Annotated in this window: 18 protein-coding genes; 11 read left to right on the top strand and 7 right to left on the bottom strand. The window is 41.0% G+C overall.

The window, feature by feature from the left end; all coding sequences use genetic code 11:
- Positions 1-136: 136 nt before the first annotated feature.
- The 4 genes from A9236_RS06945 to A9236_RS06930 all read right to left on the bottom strand — a co-directional run bounded on the left by A9236_RS06945 (position 137) and on the right by A9236_RS06930 (position 3,195).
- Positions 137-868, bottom strand: a complete 732-nt coding sequence (locus A9236_RS06945) for a nucleotidyl transferase AbiEii/AbiGii toxin family protein (protein ID WP_071464674.1) — start codon at positions 866-868, stop codon at positions 137-139.
- Entirely contained in the window at positions 861-1,343 is a 483-nt protein-coding gene (locus tag A9236_RS10870; protein ID WP_083393432.1) for a helix-turn-helix domain-containing protein, read from the bottom strand. The genes A9236_RS06945 and A9236_RS10870 overlap by 8 nt, the downstream gene beginning before the upstream one ends.
- Before the next feature lie 79 nt (positions 1,344-1,422).
- The gene (locus A9236_RS06935) at positions 1,423-1,740 is read right to left on the bottom strand and encodes a hypothetical protein (protein ID WP_071464673.1); all 318 of its coding nucleotides are present in this window, start codon (positions 1,738-1,740) and stop codon (positions 1,423-1,425) included.
- A 165-nt stretch (positions 1,741-1,905) separates the two neighbouring features.
- The gene (locus A9236_RS06930) at positions 1,906-3,195 is read right to left on the bottom strand and encodes a serine hydrolase (protein WP_071464672.1); all 1,290 of its coding nucleotides are present in this window, start codon (positions 3,193-3,195) and stop codon (positions 1,906-1,908) included.
- 179 nt (positions 3,196-3,374) lie between these two features.
- On the opposite strand from A9236_RS06930, the gene A9236_RS06925 reads away from it, so the two are divergent.
- The 3 genes from A9236_RS06925 (at position 3,375) to cobA (ending at position 6,593) form a co-directional block, all read left to right on the top strand.
- Positions 3,375-5,081 (top strand): nitrite/sulfite reductase, encoded by a 1,707-nt coding sequence (locus A9236_RS06925; RefSeq protein WP_071464671.1) that lies wholly within the window; start codon positions 3,375-3,377, stop codon positions 5,079-5,081.
- Positions 5,078-5,671 carry a DUF934 domain-containing protein gene (locus A9236_RS06920; protein ID WP_083393431.1) on the top strand — a complete coding sequence of 198 codons (594 nt, stop codon included), beginning with the start codon at positions 5,078-5,080 and terminating at the stop codon, positions 5,669-5,671. The genes A9236_RS06925 and A9236_RS06920 overlap by 4 nt, the downstream gene beginning before the upstream one ends.
- A gap of 79 nt (positions 5,672-5,750) precedes the next feature.
- Positions 5,751-6,593 (top strand): uroporphyrinogen-III C-methyltransferase, encoded by an 843-nt coding sequence (cobA, locus tag A9236_RS06915; RefSeq protein ID WP_071465111.1) that lies wholly within the window; start codon positions 5,751-5,753, stop codon positions 6,591-6,593.
- Here cobA and A9236_RS06910 read toward each other — a convergent pair.
- Positions 6,516-6,878: a sirohydrochlorin chelatase gene (locus tag A9236_RS06910; protein ID WP_071464670.1), complete on the bottom strand. Its 363-nt coding sequence runs from the start codon at positions 6,876-6,878 to the stop codon at positions 6,516-6,518. The genes cobA and A9236_RS06910 overlap by 78 nt on opposite strands.
- Before the next feature lie 125 nt (positions 6,879-7,003).
- Here A9236_RS06910 and A9236_RS06905 point away from each other — a divergent pair, with 125 nt between their 5' ends.
- Positions 7,004-8,032: a calcium:proton antiporter gene (locus A9236_RS06905; protein ID WP_071464669.1), complete on the top strand. Its 1,029-nt coding sequence runs from the start codon at positions 7,004-7,006 to the stop codon at positions 8,030-8,032.
- Positions 8,033-8,115: 83 nt separating this feature from the next.
- Here A9236_RS06905 and A9236_RS06900 read toward each other — a convergent pair whose 3' ends face one another.
- Both A9236_RS06900 and A9236_RS06895 read right to left on the bottom strand, forming a co-directional pair.
- Entirely contained in the window at positions 8,116-8,805 is a 690-nt protein-coding gene (locus tag A9236_RS06900) for a hypothetical protein (protein WP_071467829.1), read from the bottom strand.
- 207 nt (positions 8,806-9,012) lie between these two features.
- Positions 9,013-9,264, bottom strand: a complete 252-nt coding sequence (locus tag A9236_RS06895) for a helix-turn-helix domain-containing protein (protein WP_071467828.1) — start codon at positions 9,262-9,264, stop codon at positions 9,013-9,015.
- Here A9236_RS06895 and A9236_RS06890 point away from each other — a divergent pair.
- The 7 genes from A9236_RS06890 (at position 9,258) to A9236_RS11300 (ending at position 15,977) form a co-directional block, all read left to right on the top strand.
- Positions 9,258-10,214 (top strand): site-specific integrase, encoded by a 957-nt coding sequence (locus tag A9236_RS06890; protein WP_143070594.1) that lies wholly within the window; start codon positions 9,258-9,260, stop codon positions 10,212-10,214. The two genes, A9236_RS06895 and A9236_RS06890, sit on opposite strands and share 7 nt — an antisense overlap.
- A gap of 267 nt (positions 10,215-10,481) precedes the next feature.
- Entirely contained in the window at positions 10,482-11,738 is a 1,257-nt protein-coding gene (locus A9236_RS06885; protein WP_236638754.1) for a UbiA family prenyltransferase, read from the top strand.
- A complete protein-coding gene (locus tag A9236_RS06880) occupies positions 11,738-12,166 on the top strand; it encodes a GtrA family protein (RefSeq protein ID WP_071467859.1) in 429 nt (142 codons plus the stop codon). The genes A9236_RS06885 and A9236_RS06880 overlap by 1 nt, the downstream gene beginning before the upstream one ends.
- Positions 12,163-13,461, top strand: coding sequence for an FAD-binding oxidoreductase (locus tag A9236_RS06875; protein WP_071467826.1), 1,299 nt, complete (start codon positions 12,163-12,165; stop codon positions 13,459-13,461). Before A9236_RS06880 ends, A9236_RS06875 begins: the two co-directional genes overlap by 4 nt.
- Positions 13,458-14,195 (top strand): SDR family oxidoreductase, encoded by a 738-nt coding sequence (locus tag A9236_RS06870; protein ID WP_071467825.1) that lies wholly within the window; start codon positions 13,458-13,460, stop codon positions 14,193-14,195. Before A9236_RS06875 ends, A9236_RS06870 begins: the two co-directional genes overlap by 4 nt.
- On the top strand, positions 14,192-15,712 hold the full coding sequence (locus A9236_RS11005) for a hypothetical protein (RefSeq protein WP_143070593.1): 1,521 nt from the start codon (positions 14,192-14,194) through the stop codon (positions 15,710-15,712). Before A9236_RS06870 ends, A9236_RS11005 begins: the two co-directional genes overlap by 4 nt.
- Entirely contained in the window at positions 15,627-15,977 is a 351-nt protein-coding gene (locus A9236_RS11300) for a hypothetical protein (protein ID WP_143070592.1), read from the top strand. The genes A9236_RS11005 and A9236_RS11300 overlap by 86 nt, the downstream gene beginning before the upstream one ends.
- Positions 15,978-15,986: the final 9 nt, after the last annotated feature.

Genomic DNA, 15,986 nt, shown 5'->3' with positions numbered 1-15,986 from the left:
GTCTTAAAGAATTCCATTGGCTCTACAAGAAGATAGCAAAGTAGTACTTTATTTATCTTTCAAGTACGCTAGGGTATGGTCGATGTTTTTTAACTTTTGATCCATTAATTTTTTTACTTCATCATCGTTTGCTATATTAAGTTTTAAGGCTATATAACTTTTCATTAGTTGTGTGGTCACGCATTAAATCATTTAGCTTTTGCCATAAAAGTGCCTTTGGAATGTCAATTTTTAGCATCTTCATACACTCCTCCAACCACCCATCATGAGCCAATAATTTATTACTAGCTTTTTGTAAATCCCGGTGAATACTGTTACCGTAGGCTAGATGGGCTTTTTTTAATGAAGCATTTAATTCAATTTTGCTTGGGGCTAACATTACGTAGTCGATAATATCTCTGTTATAAATTGCAGCATCATTCCAACGATCGGAATTAGCCAGCAATTTACTTGTTAACAAATCAAGCTTGGTTAACGTGGCAATATTTTCAACGAAATTGCTCGGACCCGGCCCATCAAATACGATGCGACCTTCTAAGACAATTTCAAATTTGACAACTACATCGCCCGACTGGATCATTGTACGGATACCATACTGATCCGCCTTAATATCCCGAGCTAAAACCAATTTAGCGCCCTTTTTAGCAATTGAATAAATACCCGCCGTATCCGTTAATAAACTGCGTAATTCACGGTAATGCTCTTTATCAGAAATCAGGAAATCGATATCAACAGACTCTCGATATTCATCCTTCATCAGCGCTATGGCAGTTCCTCCGCCAAAGTAACAACGATGCTCTCTCAATAGGTCGCCATTCAACTGCTGAAGAATATTTCCAATAGCTTGGTGATGTTTTCGTCTAAACAAGTATTTGCTCCATTCCTCTTGTATCTATCAATCTTTGCATCAATGCTCTCTCGCGCTCTTCAAGATGACTGAAATCTAAAAAGCGTTTGTTTCTCTCATAAATAGACATAGCTGCTGCATCCGTTAAATACTCGTCATCCTTCAGTTGCCAAGATAAAGCCTTTAATTGGGGGTATTCTTTAATGCGGATATGGGGCATTTCGGGATCGTGCAAATTGATATCTGCCTTTTCGCCAGCCATTGGTAATAGAGTCAAATGCAAACCCAATGCTTCGCATACCTGCAAATAAGCTCCAATGCTTACTGTGGGCTCTCCTTTTTCAATGCGATGTAATGTCACCCTTGAAATACCCGCGACTTGAGCACAAACCTGGGCACGAACCTTCAAAACCTTTCTTCTAGCCGTAATTTGGGCACCTAAACGAGCCAATAAAGGTACATCATGGGCCTGGGGTAGATTAATCTTTTCTCTCATAATGTTTCTTATTATATACAATTTATATTATTTGTATATAATAAGAAACATTTTATAAAAAAGATAATGAAATATCTACTCACCACCATGACCAGTTGGCATCATGCTTATGGCTAGCCTCAAAAACGGGATCAAATTCCCGATCCACAAGCCATTGCCTCATCATCCTGTCATTTCTGGTGCGTCGACGCCGATCAAATACCTTGCGATACCAGCGCGGTGCGCTACTCCTCATAGTGACTTCTTTATCAGAATGAAATAGTGCGATTACTTTTTTACCCAATAGCGAATGTTGGTCATGACGAACACTTGGACCCCCATGAATGAATAAATGCCAATCTTTTAAAACCCATGCATATTCATGCTTTTGATTTTTACGTCTCACTGTGCGTGACATAACAGATTCCTTAAATGCTTGTTAATAAGTTATGTCATGTCGATCTCCAGGAACAAATGAATTGGGTAAAAAAATAAGCGCAACCATTTTTAGTGGCTGCGCTTATTTTAAAGAACAGAAAAACCACTGTATTAGAGTGGCATGTTTTTATTTAATGCATTTTTGTTACTTTTCTAGCGCTCCATAAATCACTGCATTAAGTTCCTCACGATGCACTTTACGAATCTCCCCGGGTGCTACGGCCATCATCACCACAACCATTTGCTCTTTTGGGTCTACCCAGAAAATAGTTCCATTGGCGCCATTCCAAGTGAAGTCTCCAATATTGCCGTTAATCGCTGAGAGACCGCGCTCCATGCGTACTGCTACGCCTAGGCCAAAGCCATAGCCAACACGACCTGGCTCAGTACCGCCCACATTGTTTTTAATATCTTTATTCAAATGATTCGAGGTCATGAATGCCACAGTTTGAGGGCCGAGGACTCTCTTGCCATCTAAGCTACCGCCGTTGAGCAGCATTTGACCAAAACGAACATAGTCACCCGCAGTTGAGAACGCACATGAACCACCACAATCAAACTTTACTGTTTGATTCAGAATCTCTACTTTCTGGGGCTTGCCAGTGAGCGGATCAATTGGTAATGGCTGAGCTAAACGAGCCCGATCTTTTTCTGCCACCTGAAAAGTAGTATTGGGCATGCCCACCTTATTCCAAATGCGCTCTTGTAGTACGCCGCCTAAAGACTTCCCTGAAATTTTTTCTTCAATGATGCCCAGCACATCAATACCAAAGCCATAATCCCAGGCGGTACCTGGCTCATATAGCAATGGATTGCTAGCTAACTTATCAATAAATTCTGAAGATGTATATTGCACTGCCGCTGGAGCAGAGCCTGCTGGGAATAATTTATGTACTGGCGTTGTACCACGACCACCATACGTTAAGCCGTTGGTATGACGCATGAGATCTTGTACGGTTATCGGATTTTTTGCTGGCACGGTTGTGAGGTTGCCATCCGCATCCACCTTGCCTACTTTCATCTCTTTAAATTGGGGGAGCCAATTGGAAATGGGAGCATTGAGCGGCAACTTGCCCTCTTCATAAAATGTAAGGCCGCCAACAGTCGCCATCACTTTTGTCATGGATGCCAAATTAAATATAGCGTCCGTAGTCATTGGCTTGTTAATTGTCTTATCTGCATAACCATAGGGCTTGAAAATAACTAACTTGCCATTTTTAGCGACAGCCAAAACTGCTCCTGGCAATTGATTGTTAGCAATCTGATCTGCAAAGAAAGTGTCGATTTTCTTCAGGCCGTCTGGACTGAAACCTTTACCGGGAGTGCTACTCAATGGCAAGGGTGCCTTTGAATAATCGGCAGCAAGCAAAGTTGTGCTGCTCAATAAGCCAGCGCCTAGGGTCAGCGCAAGGCCAATAGCCTGTAATTTCTTCATCTTGTCTCCATTTTTTGGGTTTTTGGGGCTTTGGTTGCCCTCTGTTTTGATTCTTCCGAACCTATTGAAGCAGACTTTTAATAGCTTAGGGTTTTCTCACATCTATATAGCTATGGGTTATATAGAATGGATTTTTAAGTATTTGAAAGAATATTGAATAACCCTGACAATCGTGGGCTATGTACAAATACGACCACATTGATCAAACCCTTGTAAATCAACGGGTTGCACAATTTCGAGACCAGGTAGCTAGACGTCTTGATGGCAGCCTTGCTGAAGAAGAGTTTCGCCCCCTACGATTACAGAATGGCCTCTATCACCAGCGTCATGCATACATGCTGCGCGTTGCAATTCCATATGGCTTATTTAATTCCAAACAATTGCGCACGATGGCCTTGATTGCTGAGAAGTATGACCGCGGTTATGGTCATTTCACTACTCGTCAAAATATCCAGTACAACTGGGTCACATTAGAAGATACACCCGATATTTTGGCTGAGCTTGCCAAAGTAGAAATGCATGCGATTCAAACTTCAGGAAACTGTATACGCAATATTACAAGCGATGCCTTTGCTGGCGTTGCTGGTGATGAGTATGTAGACCCACGCCCTGTATGTGAGTTGTTACGCCAATGGTCAACACTGCATCCTGAGTTTGCTCACTTGCCACGCAAATTTAAGTTTGCGATTAATGGCGCTAAAGAAGACCGCACGATCCTCCTTTGCCATGATGTTGGCATTGAATTGAAGAAAAATACAAATGGCGAACTCATTGCTGACATCTATGCTGGTGGCGGCATGGGTCGCACACCAATCTTAGGTTCACTCATTAAGACTGGATTGCCATGGCAGCTATTGCCGAGCTACCTCACTGCCCTATTGCGCGTATACAACCGCTTTGGCCGCAGAGACAATCTTTACAAGGCTCGCATCAAGATCTTAGTGAAAGCCTTAAGCCCAGAAGAATTTGCCCGCCAAGTTGAAGGTGAATGGCTATTTAATAAAGATAGCGATGTCAACTTTACCCAGGCAGAGTGGGATCGTGTTGCTAAGCATTTCACCAAACCTGCATATCTGTCTCTAGCAAAGCTATCCGATCAACAAGTGATCAATACAGCGAGCGAAGCAGAAAGAGCGTCTTTCGCAAGATGGCTAGAGCGTAATGTGAAACCGCATCAGGTGCCTGGTTATGCGAGCGTGATTTTGTCGCTTAAGCCACATGGCTCAGTAGCACCTGGTGACGCCACCACTGCACAAATGTTGGCAATCGCTGATTTAGCAGATCAATATAGTTTTGGTGAACTACGCGCGACGCATGAACAGAACTTAGTCCTGGCTGATGTAGAGCAATCCAAACTGTATGAGCTCTGGCAAGAAGCCAAGAAGCAAAAAGTGGCTCTACCGAACGTTGGTCTACTAACTGACATCATTGCCTGCCCTGGCGGTGACTTCTGCTCTTTAGCCAATGCCAAGTCTCTACCGATTGCTAAAGCCATTCAGGAGCGCTTTGATGATCTCGATTACTTATTTGATTTAGGTGATATCTCCCTCAACATTTCGGGCTGTATTAACTCTTGTGGGCACCATCACGTTGGCAATATTGGCGTTTTAGGCGTCGATAAAGACGGTGAGGAGTGGTATCAAATTACCCTTGGGGGCGAACAAGGGAACGATGCTGCAATCGGTAAAGTCATCGGGCCATCTTTTTACGCAGATGAAATCCCAGACGTCATCACTAATATGATCAACACTTATGTAAATCATCGCAGCGAAGATGAGTCTTTCATAGATGCCTATCGCAGAATTGGGGTGACCCCATTCAAAGAAGCTGCCTACAAGAATGCCAAGAAGAAAGAGAAGGCAGAAGTTGCGGGAGATGCTTCATGAGCCAAGCTAATCTAAGTAATAGCACTGTAATTGCTGCACATGATCAGATTTTGCATTTTCCTAAAGGTGGCAAACCTAACTTAGCTCCTAATGAATGGCTTATCTGGAATGGTAGCCAGGATGAAGGCGGCCTTCCTGATTTAGAGCACGGCAAGCAGAATGTTTTGGTGCCTTTTGCTTGGTGGGTACAACATCACCAAGAATCCGACATTCAGAGCAAAACAAAAGCAGGTCATATTGGCGTGTGGTTTGCTGCTGATGACGATATCTTGAAGCATGCTGAGCTGATTGAAGAAGGCAAAAAGGTATGGCCGCTAGTAGCAGCATACTTCCCGATTTTTAGAGATGGTAGAAGCTTTAGTACCGCTGCACTTCTGCGTGATCGCTTTCAGTGGACTGGTGAAGTTCGTGCAATTGGTGATGTGCTGATTGATCAACTCTTACAAGGTGCCCGCGTTGGTTTTGATAGTTTTGCATTACGCCCAGACCAAAAGACGGATGTTGCTCTCAAGCAATTTGATTTGTTCTCAGTGACGACTCAGAATAGCTGGCGTGATAAGCGCGCAACTTTAAGCGAACTAAGCATCTAACTAAGATTATAGAAAAACGATTCATCCAAACATGAGCAAAGAACTGAGCAACACCTTAAACCAAAGCGCTTCTGGCGAATTGGGAAAAGTGTATCTAGTCGGTGCGGGACCTGGTGCAGCAGATCTGATTACTGTGCGGGGAGCAAAACTATTGGCACAAGCTGATATTGTTTTCTATGACGCACTTGTTGATCCTGAGGTGATGGCTCTTTGTCCTCAGGCAGAGCAAGTAGCAGTCGGTAAACGCTGTGGCAAGCTCTCTTCTGCGCAGCAGTTTATTAATAAACGCTTAGTAGATGCCGCTCAAAAGTACAAAATCATCGTGCGTCTAAAGGGTGGTGATCCCATGCTCTTTGGTAGGGCTGATGAAGAAATCACCGCCCTCAAGGAGGCAGGCGTTATTGTTGAGGTGGTCCCTGGCATTACTGCAGCCCTAGCTGGTGCAGCAAGCTTGCAGCAGTCACTTACTTTACGAGGCATCAGCAGAAGTGTTGCCTTTATTACCTTAGCTCAAGGCACCGATCACTCGCTTTTAAATCAAGATAAAACCCTACAACCCATCACATACCCAAACGCAGATACCTTGGTTTATTACATGGGGCGTAAAGATGCTGCCAAAATTGCAACGCAACTCATTGAGCAAAGTCCCAATCAAACTGCTAGTACACCAGTGCAAATTTTGGAGGCAGTATCTACCACTCGTGAGCGCCTGTGGTCTAGCACTCTTGGTGAATTAGCGCTTGGCAAAGCGAATGATTGGTTTGATAGTCATTCACCAGCATTGATTATGGTTGGTGAAGCTCTAAGAAATACAAATAGTAATGCCACAGGCTCTAAAGAAAATTTAGAGGGCTCTAGCTCCGAAATCAACAATAGCTTGCAAGACACTCAAGTCCTCGCCAACGGCAGGCGTCGCGCTTAAATTAACCCTCGGAAATTTTTCCCGACAAGCATCTAGCAATACAGGAAAGTCATTACGTAAATGCCCACCCTGGCCAAAAAAGATGGGCACTATAGTAATTTGAGTGGCGCCTCCACTAACCAATGAAGTCACAGCCTCTTCTAGTGATGGTTGCATCATTTCCAAGAAAGCGAGTTCTACCGGAGTGTCGGCATGCTGGGCACGCCATAGACTAGCAAGTCGATCAAAGGGCTCGCGCCAACGGATATCTCTAGCGCCATGACCAAAAAGAATGATTGCTTTCATAAATTACTTTTAAACTCTAACTATTAGCGGTTTTACTAGATGAATCACTTTTAACCCAGATTTATCTGTAAGCTTAACTCTTATTTTGTAATTGTGAATTTTAATTAATTCGATAAGGCTAATTCATGGAACTTCTTCACTCTCTGGCTTCTCAAACTTGGTTTATAGCCCTAATGGCCGTCCTGCTCATTGGCGGGGTACTCTCAGCCGTACATCATGCAGAGGTGATTGCTCATAAGACAGGTGAACCCTATGGCGCCCTAGTATTGGCGATTAGCGTCACCATTATTGAAGTATCGCTGATTATCTCTATGATGCTAACTGGGCACGAGGGTTCTGAATTCATCGCACGCGATGCCGTATTTGCAACAGTGATGATCGTTCTCAATGGTGTTATTGGCTTATGTATTTTTATTGGCGGCCTGCACCATCATGAAATGAGCTTTCGCAATGAAGGCACCAACTCTGCATTAGCAGTTTTGACAGCGCTCGCTACATTTATTTTAGTAATGCCAATCGTGACTACCAGCACCCCAGGCCCAGACTTCACTAAAAGCCAGCTTGCCTTTGCAGGCATAGCCTCCTTTGCTCTCTATGCTGCTTTTTTATTCTTCCAAACAGTCAGCCACCGTGACTACTACTTGCCGAAGGTGGAGGATAAGAAAAACGATATTAATTTTCATGCACCCAAGCCAAGCAACGTCAAAACTACTGTAAGCGTAGTGCTACTAATTGCCTCTCTCATTGTGGTGGTGGGATTAGCAGAATTGCTCAGCCCCGCCATTGAGGCTGGGGTTAAGGCTGCTGGAGCACCCAAAACGATTGTTGGTATTGCAATTGCAATGCTGGTCCTTTTGCCCGAAGGTTTTGCAGCAGTCAGGGCAGCCAAAGCCAATCGCTTACAAAGTAGCTTGAACTTAGCCCTGGGGTCTGCACTTGCTAGTATTGGGCTCTCAATCCCCACTATTGCAGCCATTGCAATTTACTTCAATCTTCCATTGAGCCTGGGTATCAGCGACCTGAATATGACTTTGATGTATCTAACATTCTTTATTGGCGCCTTAACACTGGCTATCGGTAGAACTACCCTATTACAAGGCGTTGTGCACTTAATTATCTTCTTTGAGTATCTATTTTTGAGTTTGGTGCCGTAATCTATTAGGACTGATAAGAGGTATTAGCGTTCTTACCCCACTCCCCACCCCTCCAATTGAGAATTAGTCCGTTTTGTAAAAAGTTACTTTTTACGCGTTTTTGATACCGGCAAAGTTGAGGCTTTAGTAGCAACCTCAATTAAGCCCTTCTGATAACGCCATTCTTGTTGCTTACGCAACTCCGCCAACACTTTAAAGAAAGAACGCGATAGTTCTTGATAAGGCCTGGCAACTCCCGATGTTTCCATGAAATTTTTTAAACGTCGGTCCCGAATCAAATCTTTCAATTGCATCAGCTTTTCTAAATGCTCAGCAATATATAGAACAGCCTCGGATTGCTCAATAATAGAGTTTAAGATTTTATCGACCGCCGAGACTGTAACTTTCTCAGCATCCTCGCGATATCCCGGCAAACCGTTATGGATCACAATATATCGAACACCATCACCCTCTTTTCTTGGGGGATTTCGAATCGTCTCTTTAAGTCGCTCGTAAAACTCGAAATGTTTTTCTTGTGCAGTTTTCAGAAATTCAGCCAAAACCTCAGGCTTGCGAATACTTTTTGCCAATTCCAATTCCTCGCGATGTTTAGAAATAAATTCATGAGTAAAAATAGATAAATCCCTTAGGAGCCAATCGATTTGATCTCGCCTTGGAAAGCCGGCGGCATAAAACTCCTCTGGCGTCTCTACTGCCTGAAGCAAGCCATGCAAAAAATTGTTTTCGATCTTCTCTAATCGGAGTTTTTTTCCAGGCAAGAACTGTGAGCTCATGAACTAGAGAAAGCTCAGTAACCCCATTTGGCTTGAAATCTTGAATAAATAATTGTTTGAGCCCATCAAAATCCTGCTCGCTTTCAAATGGGAGGATTTCTTGCTTTGAGTAAACACCGGTCTTTAGGGCATTTTTGGAAGATGTTAGTTTTCCTTGATCTGTCTTTGGGCCACCTGAACGACGCGATTTAGGCAGCAAAGTCATAATTATTTCTCAGCATTAACTAAGCGAACGCCTGGTCGATCGTCTGGGGTGCCGACAAATTCAATACCGCCTGCCTCAAGCGCCACCTTAATTGAAAGCAAAGTCTTCAGGTTTTGCCCCTCTGGAATTCCTTCGGCAGACTCAACCCTTCGTATAGAGGAGAGGCTAACACCCGATTTTTGAGCCAAATCTTCTCCCGACCATCGCAAAAAGGCTTTTGCAGCACGTACTTGATCGGAAGTAATTATTGACATTATTAAATTCTTATGTGACACTATTAGTGTCTTTTATGGAGGTTAATATTGATATGAATACTACAGCAAAAGAACTGTTAACAGAAACCATGCGGAGGATAGATGGCGCATATTCACCTTCAACAATTCGCGCATATAAAGCCAACTTTGAACGATTTATTGAGTTTTGTGAAAGCATACAAGCGAGCTCTATTCCAGCCAATTCTAAAGATATTGCAACTTACATAGCACTGCTCTCAAAAAGCAGGCTGAAATCTGCAAGCATCCGAATTGCTATAGCAGCCATCTCTAGTATTCATAAACTCAATCAATTCAATGACCCAACCCAGCACCCAGATGTTGCTATTGAAATGCGAAGAATGCACCGCACTCTTGGGCGAGCCAGCAAACAAGCATATGGAATAACCGAAGATGTTCTTGAAAAAATGATTTCAACAACCAAAAATGACTTACGAGGCTTAAGGGATAGGGCGCTATTACACCTTGCATACATTTCGTTGTGCAGACGCACCGAGCTGGTCTCACTAAGAATGGAAGATATAGTAAGTGACGATAGAAATTTCCCCACTCAAATTCGCCTAAGGAGAAGCAAAACCGATCAAGAAGCAATTGGGAAAGTAATTAGAATTAGCGCCAAGGCACAAGCATCGCTTAAAGATTGGATTGATGGCGCCAACATTAGTGAAGGATTTATATTTAGGGGCATCAAAAATAATAGGCATAAATCTGAATCTTTAAGTCCCGGACAAATAAATCGCATCTATAAAAGAATGGCGATATTAGCAAAAATACCTAAGGATCAAGTTAAAAATATTAGCGGGCACTCCACTAGAGTAGGTGCGGCCCAAGATCTCATTAATTCTGGAGCAAGCCTGCCAACCCTAATGAAGCGAGGAAGATGGACAAAGCCGGACACAGCAATGCGCTATGCTGGAGGAACAGGCCTTTAAAGACAAAAAACCTCATAAATCATATAAAATATAAATAAATACTTCTACAAACTTCAAATTATTTTTAATTGAAGTGTTAAATAGGCGCTAATAAATTTTGATAATTACTCAACCATTAATAGTGGATTTAGATGGTACGTTAATTCATTCCGATACTTTGCATGAAGCATTATTAAAAGTTATTCGACATAAGCCATATTTATTAGCCCTCATCCCATTTTGGCTACTACAAGGAAAGGCCAAATTTAAAAAAAAATATTTAGCTATGTGGATATTAATGTTGCTCTACTACCCTATAACCTTTGTTTAATTAATTGGCTTAAATCACAGAAAGAATTGGGTAGAAAATTAGTACTTTGCACCGCAACTGACGAATCAATCGCCAGCGCAATCGCAACCCATCTAGGTTTTTTTGATGCCACTATAGCTAGTAATGGACGAATTAATTTAGCCGGGAGAAGTAAAGCTTGTGCGTTGGCTAAAGCTTATGGAGAGAATGGCTTTGACTACGTTGGCAATTCGTCGGCAGATTTAGCTGTTTGGAAAAAATCTAGGCGTGCAGTTGTAGTTAATGGGTCAAATGATTTGCCCCGAAAAGCAGGCTTACTCACAGAGGTCCAGCATGTTTTTCCCAAAGAAAAAAATACCGTTAGAACTTGGATAAAAGTCTTTCGACTTCATCAATGGATTAAAAATATCCTTATATTCGTGCCAGTTTTAGCCGCCCACGAACTCATTTCAGGAGAAATTGGCACTCAGCTTCTGCTTGCGTTTTTATCTTTTAGCTTATGCGCTTCATCGGTATACATTGCAAACGATTTATTGGATTTGGAAAGCGACCGAAAACATCCTCGGAAAAAATTTCGCCCCTTTGCCTCTGGAGTCGCGCCGATTTGGAAGGGCATAGTACTTGCCCCAATAACCCTTTTCTTAAGCCTGCTAATTACAAGCTATGTTGGTGCAAATTTCCTACAATGGCTATTAGTTTATTTTGGACTGACGTGTGCATACTCATGGGGTCTAAAACGCTTAGCTTTAATCGACTGCTTACTCCTGGCAATCCTATACACCTTAAGAATTGTGGCTGGTGCGGCCGCAGCAAGCGTGCAACTGTCATTTTGGCTCCTTGCTTTTTCGGTATTCCTATTTCTATCCCTAGCATTCATCAAACGCTGCGCGGAGCTAAAAATACATCTAAATACTAGCGTTGAAAAGTCTGATGGGAGGGGGTATTACACGGCAGATCTTTTCCTAGTGCAGCAATTAGGAGTGACCTCTGGATATGCAGCAATACTTGTTTTGGCGCTTTATCTCAATAGCGATAACGTAGCCAGGCTATACCGCACCCCTGAAATTATTTGGGGTGCCATTCCACTAATGATTCTATGGGTAAGCAGGATGTGGCTCAAAGTAGATAGGGGCTTAATGAACGATGACCCTATAGTGTTCGCCATAAAAGATAAAACAAGCGTGTTAATTGGCATGTTTTTCCTTGCCACTTTTGCGCTAGCAAGGATATGGTGATGATCAAATTAGCACCCAGGCTTGTTGTCTTATATATTTTATTTGCCGGATTATCGACTCTCGTTAATATTGGCAGTCAAATGATATCGATGATGGCCTACAGTGGAAGTTACGCGATTACAATTTCCATTTTAATTGGGACTCTCGCCGGGCTGCCGCTCCGCTACGTGCTAGAAAAGCGCTTCATATTTTCTTTTCAATCGAATGGCATGGCGCATGATGGTCATTTATTTCTTTTGTATAGCCTTATGGGGATATTTACTACCGCTATTTTTTGGATTACTGAATATGTTTTTCACTTGATATTCATTACCAGTTTCATGCGTTACATTGGCGGAATTCTGGGGCTTTCAATTGGATACTTTATTAAATACTGGCTAGATAAGCGCTTTGTATTTATTAACAAAAATAGAAAATTTTTAGCATGAAAATTCATGGCTGGGGAAGATATCCCATTACTGATGCAAAAATTTTACAGCCCAAAACACGGGTAGATTGCGTTGAATCAATAAAAGGGCTTGAAACCCTTATTCCAAGGGGACTTGGCAGAAGCTACGGCGATAGCGCTAATAGCACCACAGCTCTTCAATCTACATTTCTTAATCACTTCATTGAATTTAATGAGCAATCAGGCGTCTTAACTTGTGAAGCTGGGGTTTCAATACGCACAATTCTTGAGCTAGCTGTTCCAAAGGGCTGGTTTATACCCGTAACCCCGGGGACTGGATATGTCACGCTGGGCGGCGCAATTGCAAGCGATGTGCATGGCAAAAATCATCATATAAACGGAACATTTTCAGAGCATGTCATCTCATTTAACATCATTCTTGGCACAGGAGAAATGTGCCATGTATCAAGAATGAATTTTCCGGACTTGTTTATAGCGACCTGTGGTGGAATGGGTCTAACAGGCATGATAATTTCCGCCACAATTCAATTAAAGAAAATTCAATCCAGCCAGATTACACAAACCACAATAAAGGCAAACTGCCTCGAGGAGGTATGCCAACAATTTGAAGATAATAGTGCAAGCACCTATTCTGTAGCTTGGATTGATTGCCTGGCAAAAGGGGCGCAACTAGGGCGATCCCTCTTAATGCTTGGTGAACACGCACAAAATAATGTTCTAGAAATGGCCAAGTCTAAAAGGTTTAATATCCCATTTGAGATGCCATCTGGACTCTTGAACCAACACTCCATCAAATGCTTCAATTCATTTTATTACCATAAAGCATCTGCATTAAATAAAATAACCCTCCCATTTGAACCCTACTTCTATCCACTAGACTCCATTAGGAACTGGAATCGCCTTTATGGCGCAGGAGGGTTTGTGCAATATCAATTTGTATTGCCAAAAGCTGTTGGATTGCAGGGCCTAAAAAAAATCCTGACTAAAATTGTAGATAGTGGAAAAGGATCTTTTTTAGCGGTGTTAAAAGTATTTGGGAAATCCAATCAAAACCTACTATCCTTTCCAATTGAAGGTTACACATTGGCATTAGATTTTAAAATATCAAAAGAAACGTTTGCGCTACTTAAAGAATTAGACAGCATGGTGCTAGATATGGGGGGTAGAATTTATTTAACAAAAGATGCGCTGCTATCTGAAAGTACTTTTAAGAAAATATATCCCAATTGGGTGGAATTCGAGCAGGTGCGCTCCAAATATGGGGCTCATGGCAAATTTTCATCCGACCAATCCAAAAGACTAGGCTTACAGTGAAAAAAATACTCGTCATAGGCGCAACTTCATCAATTGCCCAGGCAACCTCCAAAATATGGGCAACCGAAGGGGCTGAGCTTTTCCTTGTTGGCAGGAATGCGGAGCAATTAGATGTTATATCCAAAGATATGAAGATTAGAGGTGCATCTAAGGCTTTAATTTACCCCATGGATGCGAATGATTTTGACTTGCATCTGCCCATGCTTAATGCAGCGTTTAAATCGCTACAGAAGATTGATGTTGTGCTTATTGCGCATGGAACGTTATCAGACCAGAAAAAATGCGAGCAATTGGTCGGCTTAACGATAAATGAAATAAAAACAAATGGGTTATCAGTAATTGCACTCCTTACTCAATTGGCTAATAGACTCGAATCTCAGGGCAGCGGAACTATTGCCGTATTAAGCTCAGTAGCCGGAGATCGAGGAAGGCAAAGCAACTACGTCTATGGATCAGCAAAATCAATGGTTTCTACTTTTTTATCGGGGCTGAGGCAAAGACTCAATAAATCAGGTGTAAATATATTAACAGTGAAACCGGGGTTTGTAGATACACCCATGACTGCTAGCTTTAAAAAGGGGGTTGCCTGGGTAACACCAGATCGCGTTGCACAGGATATCCATAAAGCAATATTACGAAAAAAATCTGTGTTGTATACACCGCAATTCTGGCTTTATATCATGCTTATAGTGAACCACATTCCAGAAATGATATTCAAGAAATTAAAAATATGAAAAGAATTTTAGTCTCCAGATGGGAAGTTGTAGTCTTATTAGTTGCATCGCTATTTTCGACGCAACTGGGTAGAAAGGGATTTGCAGGCTTCGACTTATCACCAATGATTTCTGCGAATAATATCCTAATATCTGGGATGGGCAATGAATACTCAATTGATAATCCAATGTCACCAGGATTTAGCTTCATTGTACATATTTTTACACGCCCATTTTCGAACAATTATCTTTCCTATTTTTATGGAAATCAATTATTTGTAGCGGCAATTTTCTTAATATCTACATATCTAATAAATTATTATGCAAAAAATAATTGTATTAATAAGTCAACAGTTTTTATATCTAAAATTTCACTAACTCTAATTTGCATCCCAACTTTGATTACTGATGGTCATTTTTATATTTCAGATACTTCTGATATTTTTTGCTGTGTATTAATTTTTTTAACATCGATATATTTCATATCGAGAAATTCTGAAAATATGGCTAGACCGAATTTATCTAGCCCCTTAAAAAATATTATTTTAATTATTTCCACCTTTCCCTTATTATTAAAGCCGAATATAGGATTACCTACCTTTCTATTTGTCAATGGGCTGATTTTGCTAAGCGAAATTAAGGCCTATAAAAATGTCAAAGCATTGACTTTTGAGGTTATAAAAAATATTTTTTTTATAACCTCAGGTGGATTTATTTGGATTAATTTATTGAACTGGTCTATTGGATTAAATATAAATAACTATCTTAATACTATAAAACTGATTAGCCAAAATAGAGCATCGCTGAATCTAAGCCTTATAGATGTAAAGGTATTATTTCCACTGACAATACTATCTGGCGAAGGCCTTCATCACCTCATAAATTTTGGCATTCTTACCAGCGTATTAATTTTTACGCTAATATTTTTTTCCAAGAATATCTTAAAAATTGAACGGATTGAGACAGGAATACTATGTGTAATAGTAGTAATCTATTCAGTATTGAACAACCAATATGATCTCTCTGGATATAATTTATTAGTACTAATCTTAATAATATTTTATTCCTCAGTATTCATTGCGCTTAAGCGCTCCAATAACTACAAGTTTACAAATTTTATATTTGCAGTCTTAGCGCTGTGCGTTGGCATCCTATCAATAATATGTCTCGCGACAAACTTTGACGTAAAGAGTAGCGACTTCCCAATACTTTTCACATCGCTAGGAATTGGCATGATAATTCAATCCAGCCTCTGCAACTACCAATTACAAAATAAAAAATTGGGCATTTTAATTGCACTGGTAATTTTGTTGATATTTAGTGCTGAAGGATACCAAAGAGTAAAAATCATTTTAGCTGGGCCACCATCTGGATTTAGAGATTTTGGTTTCGAAATTAACAATAAGTTTTTTATTCATCTGAAAACAACAAAATTTCATCAAGAGGTTGATAGTGAAATACAGAATTTTATGGCCACAACAACAACAACAAAAAAAAAATGCCATTATGTTTGGGCCACGATTAGAGTACTTATATAGCCAATATAACCTCATTCCGCCTGAAAATCTCCCACTTTGGTGGCACGTAGGAACCTCTTATTCTCATTCACGCATTCCCGAAATAAGAAAAACTCTTTCTAGCCCAGCAGTTAAATTTATAGTTTTTGAAAAATTTGGCGATAATATTGATTCCGCCCTAATGGATCAGGAAACATTTAAATTCATTACTGATTCAACTAATTACACCATTTTTCAAAATAATAAAAATACCATTATTTTTATGAATAAAAAAATACATCCATAAAATTAAATA

Origin of the sequence: Polynucleobacter sp. QLW-P1DATA-2 (assembly GCF_001870365.1) — a bacterium.
GTDB lineage: Bacteria > Pseudomonadota > Gammaproteobacteria > Burkholderiales > Burkholderiaceae > Polynucleobacter.
Note: the sequence above shows the minus strand (reverse complement) of the source record. Positions and strands in the feature narration are given on the sequence as shown.

Bases quoted from the DNA above. Each gene is read 5' to 3' on its own strand.
- A9236_RS10870 (WP_083393432.1), bottom strand. From the start codon at position 1,343: ATGAGAGAAAAGATTAATCTACCCCAGGCCCATGATGTACCTTTATTG.
- A9236_RS06935 (WP_071464673.1), bottom strand. From the start codon at position 1,740: ATGTCACGCACAGTGAGACGTAAAAATCAAAAGCATGAATATGCATGG.
- A9236_RS06930 (WP_071464672.1), bottom strand. From the start codon at position 3,195: ATGAAGAAATTACAGGCTATTGGCCTTGCGCTGACCCTAGGCGCTGGC.
- A9236_RS06925 (WP_071464671.1), top strand. From the start codon at position 3,375: ATGTACAAATACGACCACATTGATCAAACCCTTGTAAATCAACGGGTT.
- A9236_RS06920 (WP_083393431.1), top strand. From the start codon at position 5,078: ATGAGCCAAGCTAATCTAAGTAATAGCACTGTAATTGCTGCACATGAT.
- A9236_RS06910 (WP_071464670.1), bottom strand. From the start codon at position 6,878: ATGAAAGCAATCATTCTTTTTGGTCATGGCGCTAGAGATATCCGTTGG.
- A9236_RS06905 (WP_071464669.1), top strand. From the start codon at position 7,004: ATGGAACTTCTTCACTCTCTGGCTTCTCAAACTTGGTTTATAGCCCTA.
- A9236_RS06900 (WP_071467829.1), bottom strand. From the start codon at position 8,805: ATGAGCTCACAGTTCTTGCCTGGAAAAAAACTCCGATTAGAGAAGATC.
- A9236_RS06895 (WP_071467828.1), bottom strand. From the start codon at position 9,264: ATGTCAATAATTACTTCCGATCAAGTACGTGCTGCAAAAGCCTTTTTG.
- A9236_RS06880 (WP_071467859.1), top strand. From the start codon at position 11,738: ATGATCAAATTAGCACCCAGGCTTGTTGTCTTATATATTTTATTTGCC.
- A9236_RS06875 (WP_071467826.1), top strand. From the start codon at position 12,163: ATGAAAATTCATGGCTGGGGAAGATATCCCATTACTGATGCAAAAATT.
- A9236_RS11005 (WP_143070593.1), top strand. From the start codon at position 14,192: ATGAAAAGAATTTTAGTCTCCAGATGGGAAGTTGTAGTCTTATTAGTT.